Source organism: Aminobacterium thunnarium (assembly GCF_055390565.1).
Genome location: NZ_AP042412.1, coordinates 1,168,622 through 1,186,456, shown reverse-complemented (window position 1 = coordinate 1,186,456; position 17,835 = coordinate 1,168,622). Strand labels below are relative to the sequence as shown.

The window sequence follows — 17,835 nt, the reverse complement described above, 5'->3', positions numbered from 1 at the left end:
TGTTTTCAAATTGAGGCGGAAGTCTTTTTTTGTTGTACCACTCACCTGATATAATGACAATAACCATATTATCCCGAATATTAAAAATTAAATTCCTTATTAATGCTAGGTAAAATTGTTCATGAGTTTTAGATGAAATAGTTGCGCAAAATGTCTGTTTTTATTAAAATAAAATAAAATAAATTCTTCCGTTTGAAGGTGGAGGCTCATATGAAGGATGACACGATTTATACCAAGTTAAAAAGCATTCATAACAAAGTACAGGGGTATATCGCATCCAACCTATCAAGCGTTTCTGGTATTCGACATGAAGAAACCCAGAGGCTTAAAGAAGTGCGGGAAAAACTCGAATACATTCAGAAAAATATTTATGAAACTATTGAAGCTTCTGACAAAACGGAGCAGGCTTATAAAAGTGCTCGTCAACGTTTAGTTGATGCTACACGTGATGAAGATGAGAAGTCTCAGCAACAAGCTTATGATCGTGCCGAGCAGCTTATGAAAATGCAGGCCACCTTAGAAGAACGTGAGCGTAGCTTACGTCAACAGCGTGAATACTTAATGAAAGAAGAACGGGAAATCATACAATCCCTTGCACGCAGTGACGAAATGGCCAATAAGTTTCGTTTGGCCCTTGAACTTTTGGAAGACCAAGCTGTAAATGCTATGTTAGGTGCAGATAGCGAGAAAAGCTTTAAAATTCTTGCGGCAGCTTTCAGCTTAGCTGAAAGGGATAGTAGGGCGTTGGCCAGAGATCTTCACGATGGCCCCGCACAGAAGCTTTCAGGAGCAATTATGCTTTATGATTTAGCAGAACGATATATTGAAACTGGGAAAAATCATGAAGCAATAGAAGAGCTTCGCAAAGTAAAGAAACAGATGCAAGAGGCAATGGCGGATATTCGTACCTTCCTTTTCCAGATTTATCCTCAAGGTCTTGAAGAGGGGCTTGATGTAGCCCTTCAAAGATATGCGAAACAGGCAAGTGATCGTTATGGGGTAGAAATATCTTTTCAGGCTTCCGGAGATATTGTGAGTATTCCAATGGCTCTGCGCAGCAATCTCTTTAGAGTCATTCACCAAGCTATGGACAATGCTATACAAAAAGGAGACGCAAAGAACGTCAAGATTGCTCTCAGCGCTGGGACAGATGCTTTTAGTGCCAAAATCAGTGACGATGGCAAAGGCTTTGACGTTGAAGAAGCAAAAGCTGATGCCAGAGAACGAGGATCTTACGGTTTAATGAACATGGAAGAAAGAACGCGTCTTTTTGGAGGAAATATCTCTATCGATAGCTCCCCTGGCAGGGGGACCACCGTCTCAATGAGAGTGCCAATTCCGGAGGATGATTATTAATGGGAAAAATTACTGTAGTCATAGCAGATGATCATAACCTTTTTCGAGAAAGCGTTAGAAAAGTTCTTGATATGGAATCTGATATTGAGGTTATAGGAGAAGCACGAGATGGGCAAGAGACTATAGAAGTTGTTGAGCGTATGTCTCCACAAATTGTTATGCTTGACATACGTATGCCCAAACTTGATGGCATAGAAGTAGTCAAGAAATTACGTGAAAAGGGAGTTAATTGTGCTTTTGTCATTATCACGGCACTTGATGGTGAAAATCAGATAACACGTGTATCAAGAGCAGGTATTCAAGGGTATGTCTTAAAGTCATCGGGATTGGCAGAGCTTCTTACTGCGCTACGAATTGTTGCTTCTGGTGGTCGTTATGTAGATCCTCAAATAGCCTCAAAACTCCTCTCTTCTTTTTCTCCCCATGCCGAATTTAAAGAGAAAATTGAAACTTTGACGCTCAAAGAGAAACAAATCCTTTATTGGATCTCCCATGGACTCTCTTCCCGAGAAGTAGCAAAACGAATGATCCTTTCAAATAAAACAGTACAAAATCATATGAGCCAAATATTGAAGAAACTTGAAGTACAAGAAAAAGGCCAGGCTGTTGCCCTCGCATGGAAATGGGGATTGCCTGAGCATGCACCATCAGAAATTATGGATTCTGCTGGCGAATAAGTAAGAAAATACATACTTCTTCCCCTTATCCATTGGGACTTTTTCCCAACGGCATAGATTAACTTTCCCTTCATTTTGATGAATTTCACTTTTTTTTCGTGGAGCTTAAGATATAAACAAGCGGGGATTAAGCATTTATTATTATTGTAAAACAGTAGCAAAATATTCTACGTTAGAAGAGAAGGGGAGGGAATATAAATGATAGAAAAACTTCGTAACCTCGTGTGGGATGAGGAAGGCCAGGGGCTGGTTGAATATTCGTTAATAATAGCTTTAATTGCATTAGCTGTCTTAGTAGGAACTCAATTTGGCTTGGCGGATGCTATAGGAGGAATTTTCACTAAAACAACAACTGCTTTAAATGAAGCTGGAAACTGATACAGGGTTTTTTAAAATAATTGGGTCTTTCGTTAAAATTACAAATGTTTAAGCTGAAAAATTTTAGTCAAAGGGCAGGTTAACCTGCCCTTTGTTTCTAAAACGGGAGGAGCTTCTATGGAATGGGCAACTTTAGTAATTTTATGTTGGGCAGGTTTTTATGATCTCAAATATAAAAAGGTTCCTAATTGGCTCACATATGGGGTGCTCTTTGCAGCGTTGCTCTTTCATGGTTTCCAGGGTGCGTTTATGTCCTCTCTTTTAGGTGGTTTGTTGGGATTAGGATGGTTCCTTATTCCGTATATGCTGGGAGGAATGGGGGCTGGAGACGTTAAGCTTTTAGCTGCAACTGGGGCGGCAGTAGCTTGGCCTGGGGCTTTGTATGTTGTTTTATATTCATCTATTGTTGGTGGTCTTTTAGTTCTCGTTTTGGCTTTTAAAGATGTTGATTATAAAAGTGTTTGGTTAGCGTTAGCAGGTGGCGCGGGTAAGTTTTTCAAGAGTATATGGATATCAGGGCGAGAGCATAGAAAAGAAAAAGTTCCTTACGCACTTTCTATCGCTATTGGGTATGCTCTGTATCTCCTGCTATGAGCGGGGGTGATGAAATGAGAAAAATATTGAAAAAACGAAGTAAAGGGCAGGCACTTGTTGAATTTGCGCTAGTGTTGCCCCTTTTGCTTCTTCTCGTGATGGGAATTATAGATTTCGGTTTGATTATGCAACAATACTTAACCTTGCAACATAGCGTTCGAGAAGGGGCTCGCATGGCTTCTGTTGGTGGTAATGACACCGATGTTATCAGCAGAGTTGAAGAAATTTTAGCTTCACGTTGGGCAAGTGATGAGGTTACCGTAAATGTGGCAAAGACCAATAAGGGAACCTATGAAGAATCTGTTGTAACAGTAAATGCTCCTGTTGCGTTTATAACACCTCTTGGGTCTTTTGTGGAGGGGCTTGTGCCTAATTGGCAAGCGCAAGCCGTGGCCGCTTTTAGATCGGAGTGAGAGAAATGAGAGAAAAGAACCGAAAGGAAAATTTTAAACGAAGTCGGGGAGCTGTTCTTGTGTGGGTAGCTGCCAGCATGGTGGTGTTATTTGGTGCAGGTGCTCTTACTTTAGATTACGGTCGTCTTGTTATGACTCGCTGGCGTCTTCAGACAGCTGCTGATGCAGCAAGTCTTGCTGGGGCGTGGGAACTTGGAAATGCAATGGCAAGTCAGACTCTTCGAGAAGCAAGTGCTACGCAAGTTGCTGCTGAAGTCGCTGCTGATAACAAATCAGAAGGAAGTTACTCTGTAACTTTTCCAGATACGCTTACATGTCGTGTAACGGCGCAAGAGATAGTTGGCATGACTTTTGCCCGCATCTTGGGCATAACGTCTAGTGCTGTTTCTGCCCGTGCCGCAGCGCAAATTTCATCGGCCTCTTCTTCTATAGGATTACGTCCGTTAGGCATAGAAGAGCCTGAAACAGGATTTGTTTTTGGAGAACAGTATCTTTTAAAAATTGGTCCTCATGATCCTTCTGATCCCGAAGACCCAGGGTATCAGCATCACGGGAATTTTCATGCTCTAGCTTTTGGTGGAAAGGGCGCAAATAATTTTCGAGAAAAACTTAAATTTGGTTACGATGCCATTGTAAAAGAGGGCATGATGATAACAACAGAACCTGGAAATATGTCTGGTCCAACAGAAGATGGTATCGATTATATTATCGCTCTTGAAATCATCAAAGAAGGTGTAGATTATATTCTTGATGAAGACGGACGTATTTCATGGGATTGGTATTCAACCCATCTTGATGATTTATACGAAAGCCCACGATTGATTACTTTACCTGTCGTTGCAGGTTGGGAGGTATACGGACGCAAAGAAGTGGAAGTTGTGGGGTTTGCCAGTTTCTTTCTTGAAGGGGTAGAGGGTACCGGTAAAGATTCACGAGTTATTGGCCGTTTTGTGGAAAGAGTTATTCCAGGCAGTTCTGGTGGTGGAAGTGGCTCTTTTGGCGCTTACTCGGTTAGTTTAATTCAATGAAGGTGAGGTGAGGACGTGAAAAAGAGAGGAATTTTCTTAGTAGTTTCTTTGTTATTAGGAATTATGGCAGCTTTTTTAGTATATCAGCAGATCCGTAGTTACAAACTAAAGATTGCCCGGGCAGAAAGAGAGCTTATTTCTGTTGTGGTGGCAACACGTCCCAAAGATGCTTTTTCTATTATTACATCCGAAGATGTAAAGACTGTTAGAATGCCAAGAAGCAGCATTCCTGCAGATGAAGTGTTATCTTTAGACGAAGTTGTCGGAAAAGCTTCTATGATGGAGCTCTCAACTGGCGATCCTGTATTAAAAGGGAAATTGTCGCTAGATCCTGAGAAGCTTGGAGTAGCATTTCAGCTTCCAAATGGTCGCGTAGCCATAGCTTTACCTATTGATGAGGTACGGGCTACTGGAGGTCTTCTTCGCCCAGGTGATTACGTTGATGTTTTCCACGTTTACAGAGAGAAAGATGAGGTTAGTCCTACATCTCGTCTTCTTCTTTCTAGGGTAAAGGTTCTCGCTATTGGTGGAGTTATGGGACGTAAAGAAGAGAAAGAAACAAATAAAGAAAAACAAATGGTGGCACAAACAGCGGTAGTAGAAGTTTCTCCAGAAGAAGCGGCAGTGGCAGCCTGGGCGCAGAGTCTCGGCAATTTATGGTTGGCCTTACGTCCGGCTCATGAAGAGACACAGACCCCCCTAGTTGTGTATAAAGGGCCCGGAAACTCCAATTCACCGAAAGGTGTGGCCGAGGCAGCGCCAATGAAGTCTGTTGTTAAAAGAAGTGTACCTGCCATACCTAAGGGCTGGAAAATAGAAATGATTCAGCCTGGAAATATAACAACAGTAACAGTTTCTCCTGATGGGAGGTCTCGTTGATGACTCGTCTCGTTAGAAAGATAAGCACTTTTTTTGTTATAGCGTTAGTAGTAGCTCTTTGGGGCGTTATTCCAGCGGTAGCTGCAACTTATCATCTTGATGTGGGAGACAGTGCTGTTCTTAAATATCAGAATGTAAAGAGAATGTCGGTAGGAAATCCAGATGTTCTTGATGCTGTGCCTCTAGATAATAACCAGATTCTGCTTACGGGGAAAGTCGAAGGCGGAGCGGCTCTTATAGTGTGGGATGGCAAAGGAATGCATATGGAAAAGATACTCGTTCATCCTTCAACAGATGCCCCTTCGTGGGAGCTAAAGGAATTGCTGAAAGCAGAAAATGTTGATGTTACCGTTCGCGGAGGTGCTGTTGTTCTTGAAGGTAAAGTGAAAACTCCAAGAGATCGCATACGAGCTGTTGCTATAGCAGGTGCTTTTGGTGAAAAAATAATAAATTTGTTAGAAGTTGAAGACGCTCCTCAGATAAAGCTTCGTGCCATTGTTATGGAGCTTAAAAAGCAAGATGGGGATAAACTTGGCTTGAAAAGTTTAGAGTATAACGATAATCATTTTTGGGGCATTTTTGATTTCAATCCAGATAATGCTCACGTTATCGATTACACACAGAACAATGATTTGCCAACAAGCATCAATGCAGTAATCAACGCTCTTATAGAGAATAAGCAAGCTAAAATTCTAAGTAAACCCTACCTATCTACGTTAAGTGGAGAAGAAGCTTTTCTCAATGTAGGAGGAGAGATTCCCGTTCCAGTGGGAGTGGATAACAACGAGATTAAAGTTGAGTGGAAACCATACGGAGTGATTATGAAATTCACGCCAGAACTTGATGGACTTGGTGAAATTTGGCTGACATTTGAAGCAGAAGTTAGTGAAATTGATTGGGAGAATGCCGTTGAAACTGAAGGCATAAAGATCCCAGCTATTCGAAGTCGAAAAATAGCGAATAAGGTACGTTTGGCTCATAATGAGTCTCTTGTTGTTGGTGGTTTACTTGACAATAAGCAATCAAAATACGTAAAGAAGATTCCGTTGCTTGGCGATATTCCTATTATTGGGCAACTGTTTAGAAGCAAAGAGTTCACGAACGATGAGACAGAACTCGTGATCACAGTGACACCGGAGGTGGTGGGCCTATGATTCGAGTATTCATAGTAGATGATGATTCTGTAACAAGAGATGTTATTCGCGGTATGTTGCAGATGGAGCCGGATGTGGAAATTATAGGGGAGAGCGATCGACTTGAAGGTGTGATAGAGACTGTCACTCGATTGAGGCCGTCTGTTCTTCTTCTTGACGTTCAGCTTCCTGATGGAGATGGGCCGGAATTAGCTGAAAAATTGGCGGAAATGCCTGTCCACCCAGGGATCATTATGATCTCTGTGCAAAAAGACGTTGCGTTTTTGCGAAAAGCCATGCAGGCTGGCGCACGTGACTATTTGTTGAAGCCTTTTACGAGCGCTGAACTTGTAGATGCCATTAGACGAGTCAATACAGAAACTCTTTCAAAAGGTGGCACACGTCAGGCTGAGAGAATTGCTGTTTGGAGTTGCCGAGGTGGTGCCGGAGGTTCCTCTTTTTCTATATCTTTAGCATCTCAGCTTGCCATGATGGGCAAACGTACGGCTCTCATAGATGGTGATCTCTATATGGGTGACGTGGCCTTTCTTTTGAATACGCCCTATGAGTTAAGTTGGACAAACTGGGCAAATGAATGTCTTAGCGGAGTAGCCGATGGCGAACGTTATCTTGCTCTGGGGCCTAACAACCTCATGATTATGCCAACAGCTAAAAATCCTGTACAGGCCGAACTTATCAAAGCGGGAATGGCAGATCGCTTGATTCAATCTCTTTCTGATCGTTTTGACTATATATTTGTTGACTTGCACCGTAATCTTGATGACATAAGCGTCGAACTTGCTGAAGCATGCCAACGCTTATGGCTTGTATCAGATTGTAGCTGTACTGGCGTAAAAAATTTACATTTGGTTTCGGGTCTTCTCGATCAGTTACGTATTCCCTGGATTGAAAGAGCTGTCATTTTAAACCGAGTTGAACGAGAGCATCGTTCTATAGTAGAAAAAATTGATAAGGAATATACAGTAAAAGGTATTCTTCCCTTCGAATCAAAGCTTGAAAACGGGTGGCTAAGGGGGGAACCGCTTATTATCGACCAGCCTCGGGCAGCCTACTCGAAGATAATACGAGAGATAGCTTCTGCTCTTGAGGTGCGAGAGAAGGTGACAAGCTAATGAGCCTTTTACGACGTTTGGCTGGTGATACAGCAGGTCAGCGGCGAGGTCGAGGATCTGTTTCCGAGTTATATCGTGAAACTCATCGTCGTATCTTATCTCGGTTGGCTGATGAAGTTGATATGGAAGAAATAGCGGCTCAGCCTGATTGGGGTAAATCATCCTTGGTTAAAGAACAGATCACCCTTGAAATTCAATCTATGCTTGAGGAAGTTAAAGGCCTTAATGCGGCTGAATTAAGCCGTCTTGAAGACGACCTTTTAAATGAGGTTTTTGGGTATGGACCGATTCAACCCTTATTAGACGATGATACAGTGACAGAAGTAATGGTAAACGGTTGCGATATGGTGTATGTAGAACGGTGGGGCAAAATAGAACCTGCGGATGTTTTCTTTAATGACGACAATCACATACGCCGAATTATTGATAAAATTGTTGCCCCATTAGGCCGTCGTATAGATGAGGCGTCACCTATGGTCGATGCCCGTTTGCCTGACGGTTCACGTGTCAATGCTGTTATTCCGCCTATTTCCATTGACGGGCCGACGTTGACAGTTCGAAAGTTCAGACGGGAACCTTTTTCTGCCCAGGATCTTATTGCTTTAGGTACGCTTTCAGATGAATCCGTGAGTTTTTTACGTGTAGCCACAGAAGCTCGGTACAACATTCTTGTTACAGGTGGAACTGGTTCGGGTAAAACGACAACGTTAAATGTACTTTCAAGTTTTATACCGAATCGAGAGCGTATAGTCACTATAGAAGATGCGGCAGAGTTAAGTATGCAACAAGACCATGTTGTTCGTATGGAATCTCGTCCTGTAAATATAGAAGGAACGGGAGCTGTAACTATACGAATGCTTGTGAGGAACTCGCTCCGTATGCGTCCCGATCGAATTATCGTAGGTGAGTGTCGCGGAGAAGAAGCTTTCGATATGCTTCAGGCTATGAATACTGGTCATGATGGCTCTTTAACCACTCTTCATGCTAACTCACCGAGAGATGTTCTCTCTCGTCTTGAAAGCATGGTTCTTATGGCGGGGATGGAATTGCCTATACGGGCTATTCGTGAGCAGATATCGTCAGGTATAGATCTTATCGTTCATCAGGAACGACTGAAAGATGGTTCTCGTCGTGTTCTTACAATTTCAGAGATAACAGGTATGGAAGGTGACACGATTCAGATGCAAGATCTCTTTACTTTTAACCATCAAGGTTTTGACGATGCGGGGCGAGTTCGAGGAAATCTTGATCCAACGGGTATTCAACCCCATCGTAGCTATAAATTTGATATGGCTGGGGTAACATTGCCAAAAGATATTTTACGGGCCAAAAGGGGGAGTTAAGCATGGGAGGGATACTCTTTGCTTTGGTAATAGGTGTGCTTCTCTTCTTAATGGCGGTAGGGCTTTCTATGATCTGGATTGGAGAAGAGACAGATCAGGTTTCACGTACGGAATCATGGTTTACGCGAGGGCGAGAACAGAAAAAAGTTGACGATAAAAAAGTTTTTGCAAAACATCTTACATCCGATGCTTTTCTTAAAAAAATGGAGGCAGACCTTATAAAAGCAGATATGCCTCTTAAACCACAGGAAGCTTTACTCATATGGCTTGGCATTCTTATCGTTATCCCTTTTCTTTTCTTTATAGTACGAGGCCCCTTTGGGTTGGCTGTCGGGTTGGTTGGGGCTATTGTAACCCCTATTTTTGTTGCTAGAGTTCGTAAACAAAGAAGACTTCATAAATTTGAGCGCCAAATACCTCCAATGCTTGATATGATTTCTTCTGGATTGCGGGCTGGTTTTAGCTTTTTACAGTCTTTACAGAATACGGCGTCACAAATGGAAGCGCCTCTAGGGGACACGTTACAACAGGTTGTTGCAGAAATTTCTTTGGGTTTAGATCTTGAAGACGTTCTTAACCGTTGGGTTGATCGTGTTGGAAGTATGGATCTTGAGTTAGTAGTAACATCCATTCTTATTCAAAAAGAGATTGGTGGAAATTTGGCTAAAATTTTAGAGAATATAGCACGTGTTATGCGTGATCGGCAGGATGTGGCCGCTCAAATGAGAGCATTGACGTCGCAAGGGCGCCTTGAGGGACTCATTATCTCTATACTACCTGTAGCTATGGCCGTTATTATTAATCTTATGAACCCGGGTTATTTAACTCCTCTTTTCACCACGCCTACAGGACAGAAAATGTTGGGAGTAGCTGTTTTCTTTGCTTTTGTTGGAATCCTGATTATACAACGTATTGTTAAACCTCGTTATTAAGGAGGTGGAGACGTGGAATTTCTTGTTATTGTATTTTTAATGCTCATAGTTACGCTAGGAATTTTTCTGGTTCTCAATACAATTTCTCCTCAAAAAGCGGATTCTTTTGACAGAGCAGCGCGTTTTACGGGGGAAGAGGAAGAAGAAATTGCTACGTTCAAAGAGCGAGTTGTCGATCCTTTTCGCGTCAAAATAAGCCGTGTTGGTCGTTTCTTCTTTCCAAATGAGGCGATTGCCCGTATGGACCGATATTGTCTTTTCGCCGGCCGCCCTATGGGAATACGGGGGGAGGTTCTTGCCGGTCTTAAGGTATCATTTGCTTTGATTTTTGCTATGATAGCTGCTTTTCTTCTTCCTGCACCATTACGTATTACCGGGGCGCTTATCCTTGGTGCCTTGGCCTATCTTATTCCAGGAATATGGATTAGCGGCAAAGGTAAGGAGCGGCAGACACAGGCTCGAAATCAGCTTCCCGATGTTATGGATCTTATGGTAGTAAGTGTAGAGGCTGGTTTAGGCCTTGATGCGGCTATGTCTCGTGTGGCAGATCGTCTGCGTGGCCCAATGGGTGAGAATTTTGCACGTGCTCTTCATGAGATTAGTTTGGGAGAAAATCGTCAAAAGGCACTTCATGGCATTACGGAAAGATTGCCTATCGAAGAAGTGCGTCATTTTGTTACAAGTCTTATTCAGGCAGAAGAACTCGGTGTCTCAGTCAGTGATGTATTGCGCAGTCAAGCAGGAGCTTTAAAACGTTTCCGCCGTCTTAAAGCTGAAGAGCATGCTCGTAAGGCTCCTATTAAGATACTTTTTCCCATGATTCTTTTTATCTTCCCATCACTTTTTGTCGTTATCCTGGGCCCAGCTTTCATATCGATTATGGAAGCCTTTGCAAAATAATGGACAATGGATATTAGAAGGTTTAGAAATAAACGCCCATATAAAATCTTGAATTCAAGAGGAGATGTTATATTCTCTCCTCTCTATTTTGCTGATTCTTTTTCCTCTCGATTTATGGGACTCATGTTTGTTCCCCTACCCAATCTCCCGTGGGGAATCATTTTGAAGCCGTGCAATGCTATACATACCATAGGAATGCGTTTTAATCTCGATGTTTTTTTTCTTGATGACGACAATCAGGTTTTAGAAATACGGCGCGATGTAACTCCATGGTCGTTATGCAGGAATAAAAAGGCACGAAGTGTCTTGGAATGCCCCGCAGGGAATATTCCATTAAATGAAATTAATATAGGGAGTCGAATCATTTTTAAAGATTTTGTTTAACCCCCCTTTTCAAATAGGAAAAGTAGTTTATAATGTCCGCACAGAACGTTATACCAGAGGATGGTGAGTCGCATGACGACCGGAACGAGAGAAACACTGAAAGAGCTTTCTCTGGACATTGTGCGGAAGTATATGGAAGATAACAACTTCGAAAACATCGCATTACTTGAGGGAGCAACCATAGTTCATAATATTTACGGAGAAGGTGAAATAGTAAAAGGGGAAATATCCGATAAGGGAATAGCATATCTCCACATTGAATTTAAAGATCACTCTAGCGGCGCAGCTCTCCTTAAAAAATTCCCCACAAAAAATGTAGTAGAAGCTTTCTTTTCACGTCTTCATATCGCTCCTGAACTTTACTCCAAAATTTGTCCAGAAAAAACATGTAATGAAACAGAAAAACGATCTCCTCTCGAAGAGCGGTCAATTCACACCCGGGTACTTGATACAACAGAAAATAACGACGCTGGGAGGTCTCGGCAGGATATTTTAAAAGAATGCCGAGCTGGAGATCTTGTGCATTTTGTGGCTGAAGAAAAAATGATATTCGTAAAAACCGAGCAAGATGAAATTATTGGCTTTTTACCAGAAGAAGTAACCGCTCTTGTTCTGCCTGCTATGGAAAAAGAGTTACCAGTTGAAGCTATAATAACGAGCATCCCAAGAGAAGGAATGCCTCGTAAAAGAGGTTGTCGTCTTGAGGTTTATTTGAATCTTCCTGGTCGAGAAAGGCCAAGCCTGAAGGATTTGGCAGAAAAGAACAGAGGAGGAGAGAAAAATCCTCAAGGTGACGATAATGATACGGTAAGCCCTGAAGAGCGCTCTTGGAACGACCTGGGAGCCGACATAGATGACATGGGTAACGACGACATGGATGTAGATATTGATCCATGGGAGGGGTATGAAGGCTTCGAAGATTCTGGTTATGACTCTTAAGGTGGTATAGTTGTAGTATAAAGTTGTTTATATTGCTTTAAGAGGAGTGAAATGGCGTGTTACGTGTCAAGGAAATACTCGAAATTCCTTGCATGGAGGAATCTATTGTTATAGCGGGGGAACGGGGATTAAACAATCCTGTTCTCTGTATAGATGTATTAGAGGTGCCAGATGCGGACCAATGGGTGACGCCTGGCACCTTTCTTCTAACAACAGCATACGCCTATAAAGAAGATGTTTCCCGTTTAGAACGACTGGTGCGTCTTCAAGCTGAAGGTGGCGCTTCCGGCATGGGAATAAAGTTGGGACGCTTTATTCAGGAAGTGCCCCAGGAAGTTTTAAAAACAGCTGAAAAAATGGGGTTTCCCATTATTTTATTACCCCCTAAACTTCCCTATGTTCCTGTGATTAAAAAGGTCATGTTTCTTATTTTTGAAAGAGAGCGTCTCCTTAAGGGGGCTTTAAATAAGCAAGATGTACTAAGACATATGATCGAAGACAACATTTCTCTAGAGGAAAATATAGATTTACTGAAACAACTTAATTTATCTCCTTTGGATTTGTGTTGTTTCATGCTTTTAGAAATTCCTAATAATGGTGGAGTTCATAACGTTGTTATTTGGGAACTTGTAGAAAAGATAAAGGTAAAGTGGCAGGATTTCTTTCTTGTTCAATTTGAAAACATGCTTGGTCTTCTCTTTGTGGTGCAAGATGAGACAAGGTTCTCTGCTGTTAAAGAGTTGGCTCAGAATGTAGCTTTGTCTTTCCAATCTGAACCAGAGTTACGTTGTGTGAGCATAAGTGGGCTGCATACTCTTGAAAAGGGGATAAAGAAAGCCTATAGAGAGGCTTTTTTTACTCTTAAAGTTGTGAAGAAGCTTATGAACCAAGAGTCAGGTTTTGTTGATTTTGATAGTCTGCGTCATCTTTCTTTTTGGTATACCCACCCCGATAGAAAGGAACTTGTTCTAACAAGTCGATTGATACTTGACCCTATTTTAACTTACGATAAAAACAATAATGGTTCTTTGTTACAAACACTTAAAGTCTTTTTACTAATGGATCGTAATCAGAAAAGAACAGCCGAAGCTTTGCATCTACACAGAAATTCATTGCGTTATCGCTTAAATCAAATAGAAGAAATTTTCGGATCTGATATATTTTCTGGTTTTAAGCTTCAAAAACTCTTTTTTGCACTTATCACGTATACACTTCTTGATGATGAAGTTCTTATATAAACACTTTGTGCATTGAGCATAAAGTGTTTACCCTTTCTTTGTGTATCAATTCCATTGTTTCCTTTTCTTTTGAACGGTATAAATGTATGTGTAAATTTCCAGAATAGTGTTTTTTAAATTGAATATGTTCTCGGTACGTTTCCTGAATATATAACTGCGGATTTAAAAAAATACGCGGACAATTGTGTTTTTGACTTTAAATTTAAGCACATAAAATTAAAGGAGGGAAAAGTATGAATGAACGCAAGAAACACGTCAAAGCTTTGGAACCACGCACTCTTATTTTAAGTTTAATTGTTTCGGTTCTTTCCGCTATTATCTGTATGCAAATCATCTCAAGAATAGGTATTACACCAAATACCTCAATTATAGGGGCCATTGTTGCAATGACTCTTGCACGGATTCCTTTATCATTTTTAAAAGATTTTCGTTCTCTTGATCGGCAAAATTTAGTTCAAACCATGACTTCTGGCGCAGGTTTTGCTGCGGCAAATTGTGGGTTGCTTTCAGTTGGGATTATGTATGTATTTGGCACTCCCAAATTAATACTTCCAATGTTGATTGGGTCTGGTCTCGCTACCCTAATAGGAATGCACTTTGTTTATAAAGTCTACGACTCTGACCTTTATCCTGCGGCAGGAGCATGGCCTCCTGGCGTTGCAACAGCTCAAGCCCTTATCGCTGGAGATGAAGGCGGGAAAAAAGCACGCCGTCTTTTAGAAGGAGTTCTTGCTGGTGTTGTGGGACGCCATTTTGGGCTTCCTATGGCTGGCATTGGAATAGTCTTTATTGCTAACATTTTTGCCATGTCTGCTCTTGGTGTCGGACTTGTGATCCGTGGATACTCCGGAACATTATTTGGTTTCGATCTAGGTAAAACGTATATTCCTCATGGAGTCATGATTGGGGCGGGTATAGTTTCTCTTGTTCAGGCTCTTGCTATTATTTTCCGCCGGGGTTCTTCGTCTCGTAATAATAGTGACGGACCTCTTCCCACTGTTTCTCATGAAAAAGTAAAACAAACAATTTTCTTCCATACCTTCCTTTTCGGTTTGGGAGCTGTCGTTTTGGCTCTTCTAAGCGGTATTTGGGCTGAAATGAGTGTTGGAAAATTGATTTTATGGATTGTCTGGACAACCTTCTCTGCCATTGTTGCACCTATTCTTGTTGGCTTAAGCGCTATGCACTCAGGATGGTTCCCGGGGTTTGCCATCAGTGTTATTTTCTTGAGCCTCGGACTCTTCATGGGCTTCCCTGGAGCTCCCCTTGCCCTTTTAGCTGGATATGTTGCAAGTACGGGTCCTTGTTTTGCTGATATGGGTTACGACCTCAAGACTGGTTGGATTATTCGTGGAGAGGGAAAAGATTTGGAGTATGAATTAGATGGACGGCGTCAACAGGCGATAGCAGAAATTGTAGGTGGTTTTGTCTCTGTTGTAACAGTCTTTTTCCTTATGAAGATGCATTTCAGATTGGATATGTTACCTCCAGTAAGCAGAGTTTTTGCAGCGACAGTACAGGCAGGAGCTAATCCAGATATCCTTCGTCAATTACTCATGTGGAGCGTTGTTGGAGCGATCATTCAGGCTATAGGTGGGGCTAAGCGTGCTATAGGAATTCTTTTTGCTACGGGTCTTCTTATCAAGAGTCCCTTATATGGAATTGGAGTGCTAGCTGCTGTCATTTGCCGTCTTATTTGGGGTACCAAATGGATGGAAATGCGAGAAGCAGGTCTTATCGCAGGAGACGGCATTTACGGATTTATTTCTGCAGTTGTAAGAAGCTTTATGTAAAAGGAGATGTTTAGATGGAGCATTCACGTCGTCGAATAGCCCTTATTCGGGTCTTGACTTCAAGGGATCCGCAGGTGTTGGAATCACATGGGAAAATTTTGATGGCTCTTTTCCCTGAATGGGATGTGTGCTCTTACTGCATTCCAGATCAACCGGAAGGCATACATGATGAAGAAACTAAAAAGAGAGCTCTCCCTAAAATTGAGCGACTGGCTTTTTCTCTTTTGCCTGAAAATTTTGATGGAATTATCGTAAGTTGTGCAGACGATCCAGCAGTAGAAAGTTTGCGACGGCAACTTTCTATTCCTGTAATAGGGGCGGGGCGTTCCACAGCTCTTCTTGCTCTTGGAGTTGGAAGACGTGTTGGTGTTATTGGCATAACAGATGAAACTCCAGCAGGAATGAAAGATATTTTGAAAGATTTTTTAATAAAAGAAATACGCCCAAAAGAAGTTCATTCTACTCTTGATCTAATGACTCCTGAAGGAAGAGCCGCTGTTTTGAAAGAAGCAATGAATTTAAAAAAGGAAGGCGCCGATGTCATCGCATTGGCTTGCACGGGTATGTCTACGGTTTCTTTAGCATCGGAAATAAAAAAAGAGGTCGATATTCCTGTTATAGATCCTGTAAGTGCTGAGGGAGCATTAATGTGGGCTACGTTGGGGTTTTAAACAAATGGAGTTGATGAAATGTCTCAAACAGTTTTGAAGAAGGAACATGTAGAAGCTGCTGTATTAGGTGGTGCCGTTCTTGGTGGCGGTGGCGGCGGAGCTATGAAACGAGGTCTAGATTTAGGGTATTTAGCTGTTCAAATGGGACGTCCCATTCTTATTGATGCTGAGGATTGTTGTGATGAAAACATTCTCGTTACCTGCTCGGGTGTAGGTGCGCCGGCAGCAAAGGAGGCTTTTGTTTCTCCACGAGCCTATTGGAGAACAATCGATTTGCTTCAGACACACAATAAAGAGCAAATAGGCGGTCTTATTACTAATGAGTGTGGCGGAAATGCAGTAGTAAATGGTTGGCTTCAAGCCGCTCTTTTAGATTTACCCATAGTTGATATTCCCTGTAACGGTCGAGCTCATCCTACAGGAGTAATGGGATCAATGGGGTTACAAAAAGATAAAAATTACGTGTCAATTCAGGCTTTTGCTGGAGGGAATCCAGATAACAATACATATGTAGAGGGATGTGTTTCTGGAGGACTTGCCGAGACATCTGCTCTAGTTCGCCAGGCAGCCGTTCAGGCCCGAGGTCTTGTTGGTGTAGCTCGTAACCCTGTAAAAGCTTCTTTTGCCAAAATGAATGGAGCTCCAGGAGGCGTAGCAATGTCTATAAAGTTAGGGCGGGCTATGTTGAATGTAAAAGATAAGGGAGCGGAGAAGCTTGTTTCTTCCGTTGTAGAGTTTTTAGGGGGAGAGATTATTACGCGCGGGATTGTTCAAAATCTGGAGCTTGAGACAGCAGGAGGTTTTGATGTGGGGCGTGTGGATATAGACGACATTGCTCTTACTTTCTGGAATGAGTATATGACCCTCGAAAGAACAAATGGAGAACGTCTGGGTACGTTCCCAGATCTTATTATGACAATGGATGGGCATTCAGGCATGCCAGTAACCAGTGCAGAAATAGAAAAAGGTCAATCTATTTATGTTATTACGGTTCCCAAAACAAATTTATGTTTAGGTGAAGGAATGCGCTGCATAGATCTTTTACGCGATGCAGAACGCATTATCCATAAAGATATATCGTCGTATCAATAAAAGGAGTGGTGAGTATGTCATTTACTAGAACTCTTGAGGCTTTAGACCTTCTTGATCGCTCAGATGTGAGCGGTGAAATGGTAAAAGATGTTTTTCTTAAAGCTGGAATTAAGGAAGTAGAAGTAAAAAAAATTGAAGGTCCCAAGGGACATACAGATTTTATAAAAGCGGTTATTCCTGGGAGTCACGGAAAGCGCATGAATGGAACGGCTCCCACATTAGGTATCATTGGTCGACTAGGCGGAATAGGTGCCCGTCCGGAGCGTATTGGACTTGTTTCTGATGGAGATGGAGCAGTGGCTGCTGTTGCAACGGTTTTAAAAATGGCAAAGATGCTTTCTGTCGGCGATGTACTTCCTGGAGATGTCATAATTTCTACCCATATTTGTCCCGATGCTCCCACTCAGCCTCATGAACCTGTGCCTTTTATGGGATCCCCTGTTGATATGACTACAATGAATCAGCAAGAAGTTGATCCTGAAATGGATGCCATTTTAATTGTGGATACTACTCGTGGCAACAGAGTCATAAATCATAAAGGGTTTGCTATCTCTCCCACCGTTAAAGAGGGATATATCTTGCGAGTAAGTGAAGATATTCTTTCTATTATGGAAATCGTTACAGGAGAGCTTCCAGTTGTCTTTCCTCTTACTATCCAGGATATTACACCTTATGGCAATGGCCTCTACCACTTGAATAGCATATTGCAACCTTCAACTGCGGCTAAGGCCCCATGTATTGGAATTGCTATTACGTCTCATTCTGCTGTTCCAGGGTGCGCTACAGGTGCAAGTCATGCAACAGATATAGAACAGGTCGTTCGTTTTAATATTGAGGTAGCCAAGAATTTTACTAGAAAGAGCTGCTCTTTTTATAACACAAAAGAATTCGAATTGCTTATTGATTTATACGGTCCTATGAATCATTTTCAGACTGCTGGTAAAAAATAGAT

The 17,835-nt window shown here is 42.0% G+C and carries 19 protein-coding genes; all 19 read left to right on the top strand.

Annotated features, from left to right (window positions below):
* Nucleotides 1–210 precede the first annotated feature (210 nt).
* The 19 genes from ACZ5GY_RS05865 to ACZ5GY_RS05775 all read left to right on the top strand — a co-directional run bounded on the left by ACZ5GY_RS05865 (nucleotide 211) and on the right by ACZ5GY_RS05775 (nucleotide 17,833).
* The gene (locus tag ACZ5GY_RS05865; protein ID WP_213696074.1) at nucleotides 211–1,356 is read left to right on the top strand and encodes a sensor histidine kinase; all 1,146 of its coding nucleotides are present in this window, start codon (nucleotides 211–213) and stop codon (nucleotides 1,354–1,356) included.
* A complete protein-coding gene (locus ACZ5GY_RS05860) occupies nucleotides 1,356–2,033 on the top strand; it encodes a response regulator (protein WP_464111613.1) in 678 nt (225 codons plus the stop codon). Before ACZ5GY_RS05865 ends, ACZ5GY_RS05860 begins: the two co-directional genes overlap by 1 nt.
* 198 nt (nucleotides 2,034–2,231) lie before the next feature.
* Nucleotides 2,232–2,411 carry a Flp family type IVb pilin gene (locus tag ACZ5GY_RS05855; RefSeq protein ID WP_464111612.1) on the top strand — a complete coding sequence of 60 codons (180 nt, stop codon included), beginning with the start codon at nucleotides 2,232–2,234 and terminating at the stop codon, nucleotides 2,409–2,411.
* A 117-nt stretch (nucleotides 2,412–2,528) separates the two neighbouring features.
* The gene (locus tag ACZ5GY_RS05850) at nucleotides 2,529–3,005 is read left to right on the top strand and encodes an A24 family peptidase (protein ID WP_464111611.1); all 477 of its coding nucleotides are present in this window, start codon (nucleotides 2,529–2,531) and stop codon (nucleotides 3,003–3,005) included.
* 14 nt (nucleotides 3,006–3,019) lie between these two features.
* The gene (locus ACZ5GY_RS05845; protein ID WP_213690340.1) at nucleotides 3,020–3,418 is read left to right on the top strand and encodes a TadE/TadG family type IV pilus assembly protein; all 399 of its coding nucleotides are present in this window, start codon (nucleotides 3,020–3,022) and stop codon (nucleotides 3,416–3,418) included.
* Between the two features lie 5 nt (nucleotides 3,419–3,423).
* On the top strand, nucleotides 3,424–4,446 hold the full coding sequence (locus ACZ5GY_RS05840; RefSeq protein WP_464111610.1) for a pilus assembly protein TadG-related protein: 1,023 nt from the start codon (nucleotides 3,424–3,426) through the stop codon (nucleotides 4,444–4,446).
* A 15-nt stretch (nucleotides 4,447–4,461) separates the two neighbouring features.
* On the top strand, nucleotides 4,462–5,325 hold the full coding sequence (cpaB, locus tag ACZ5GY_RS05835; RefSeq protein WP_213690342.1) for a Flp pilus assembly protein CpaB: 864 nt from the start codon (nucleotides 4,462–4,464) through the stop codon (nucleotides 5,323–5,325).
* Nucleotides 5,325–6,479, top strand: coding sequence for a type II and III secretion system protein family protein (locus tag ACZ5GY_RS05830; protein ID WP_464111609.1), 1,155 nt, complete (start codon nucleotides 5,325–5,327; stop codon nucleotides 6,477–6,479). The genes cpaB and ACZ5GY_RS05830 overlap by 1 nt, the downstream gene beginning before the upstream one ends.
* A complete protein-coding gene (locus ACZ5GY_RS05825; RefSeq protein ID WP_464111608.1) occupies nucleotides 6,476–7,591 on the top strand; it encodes an AAA family ATPase in 1,116 nt (371 codons plus the stop codon). The genes ACZ5GY_RS05830 and ACZ5GY_RS05825 overlap by 4 nt, the downstream gene beginning before the upstream one ends.
* Nucleotides 7,591–8,934: a CpaF family protein gene (locus ACZ5GY_RS05820; RefSeq protein WP_213695997.1), complete on the top strand. Its 1,344-nt coding sequence runs from the start codon at nucleotides 7,591–7,593 to the stop codon at nucleotides 8,932–8,934. Before ACZ5GY_RS05825 ends, ACZ5GY_RS05820 begins: the two co-directional genes overlap by 1 nt.
* Before the next feature lie 2 nt (nucleotides 8,935–8,936).
* Nucleotides 8,937–9,866 carry a type II secretion system F family protein gene (locus tag ACZ5GY_RS05815; protein WP_464112101.1) on the top strand — a complete coding sequence of 310 codons (930 nt, stop codon included), beginning with the start codon at nucleotides 8,937–8,939 and terminating at the stop codon, nucleotides 9,864–9,866.
* 12 nt (nucleotides 9,867–9,878) lie between these two features.
* Nucleotides 9,879–10,766 (top strand): type II secretion system F family protein, encoded by an 888-nt coding sequence (locus ACZ5GY_RS05810; protein WP_213699412.1) that lies wholly within the window; start codon nucleotides 9,879–9,881, stop codon nucleotides 10,764–10,766.
* Between the two features lie 48 nt (nucleotides 10,767–10,814).
* A complete protein-coding gene (locus ACZ5GY_RS05805; RefSeq protein WP_213690348.1) occupies nucleotides 10,815–11,150 on the top strand; it encodes a DUF192 domain-containing protein in 336 nt (111 codons plus the stop codon).
* A 72-nt stretch (nucleotides 11,151–11,222) separates the two neighbouring features.
* On the top strand, nucleotides 11,223–12,089 hold the full coding sequence (locus ACZ5GY_RS05800; RefSeq protein ID WP_464112100.1) for a hypothetical protein: 867 nt from the start codon (nucleotides 11,223–11,225) through the stop codon (nucleotides 12,087–12,089).
* 56 nt (nucleotides 12,090–12,145) lie between these two features.
* Entirely contained in the window at nucleotides 12,146–13,327 is a 1,182-nt protein-coding gene (locus ACZ5GY_RS05795; protein WP_464112099.1) for a PucR family transcriptional regulator, read from the top strand.
* Nucleotides 13,328–13,560: 233 nt separating this feature from the next.
* On the top strand, nucleotides 13,561–15,120 hold the full coding sequence (locus ACZ5GY_RS05790) for an OPT/YSL family transporter (RefSeq protein WP_464112098.1): 1,560 nt from the start codon (nucleotides 13,561–13,563) through the stop codon (nucleotides 15,118–15,120).
* Between the two features lie 14 nt (nucleotides 15,121–15,134).
* Nucleotides 15,135–15,791, top strand: coding sequence for an aspartate/glutamate racemase family protein (locus ACZ5GY_RS05785; protein ID WP_464112097.1), 657 nt, complete (start codon nucleotides 15,135–15,137; stop codon nucleotides 15,789–15,791).
* 18 nt (nucleotides 15,792–15,809) lie between these two features.
* The gene (locus tag ACZ5GY_RS05780) at nucleotides 15,810–16,883 is read left to right on the top strand and encodes an S-methyl thiohydantoin desulfurase domain-containing protein (protein WP_464112096.1); all 1,074 of its coding nucleotides are present in this window, start codon (nucleotides 15,810–15,812) and stop codon (nucleotides 16,881–16,883) included.
* A 14-nt stretch (nucleotides 16,884–16,897) separates the two neighbouring features.
* A complete protein-coding gene (locus tag ACZ5GY_RS05775; RefSeq protein WP_213695892.1) occupies nucleotides 16,898–17,833 on the top strand; it encodes a DUF1177 domain-containing protein in 936 nt (311 codons plus the stop codon).
* The last annotated feature ends 2 nt before the right edge of the window (nucleotides 17,834–17,835 follow it).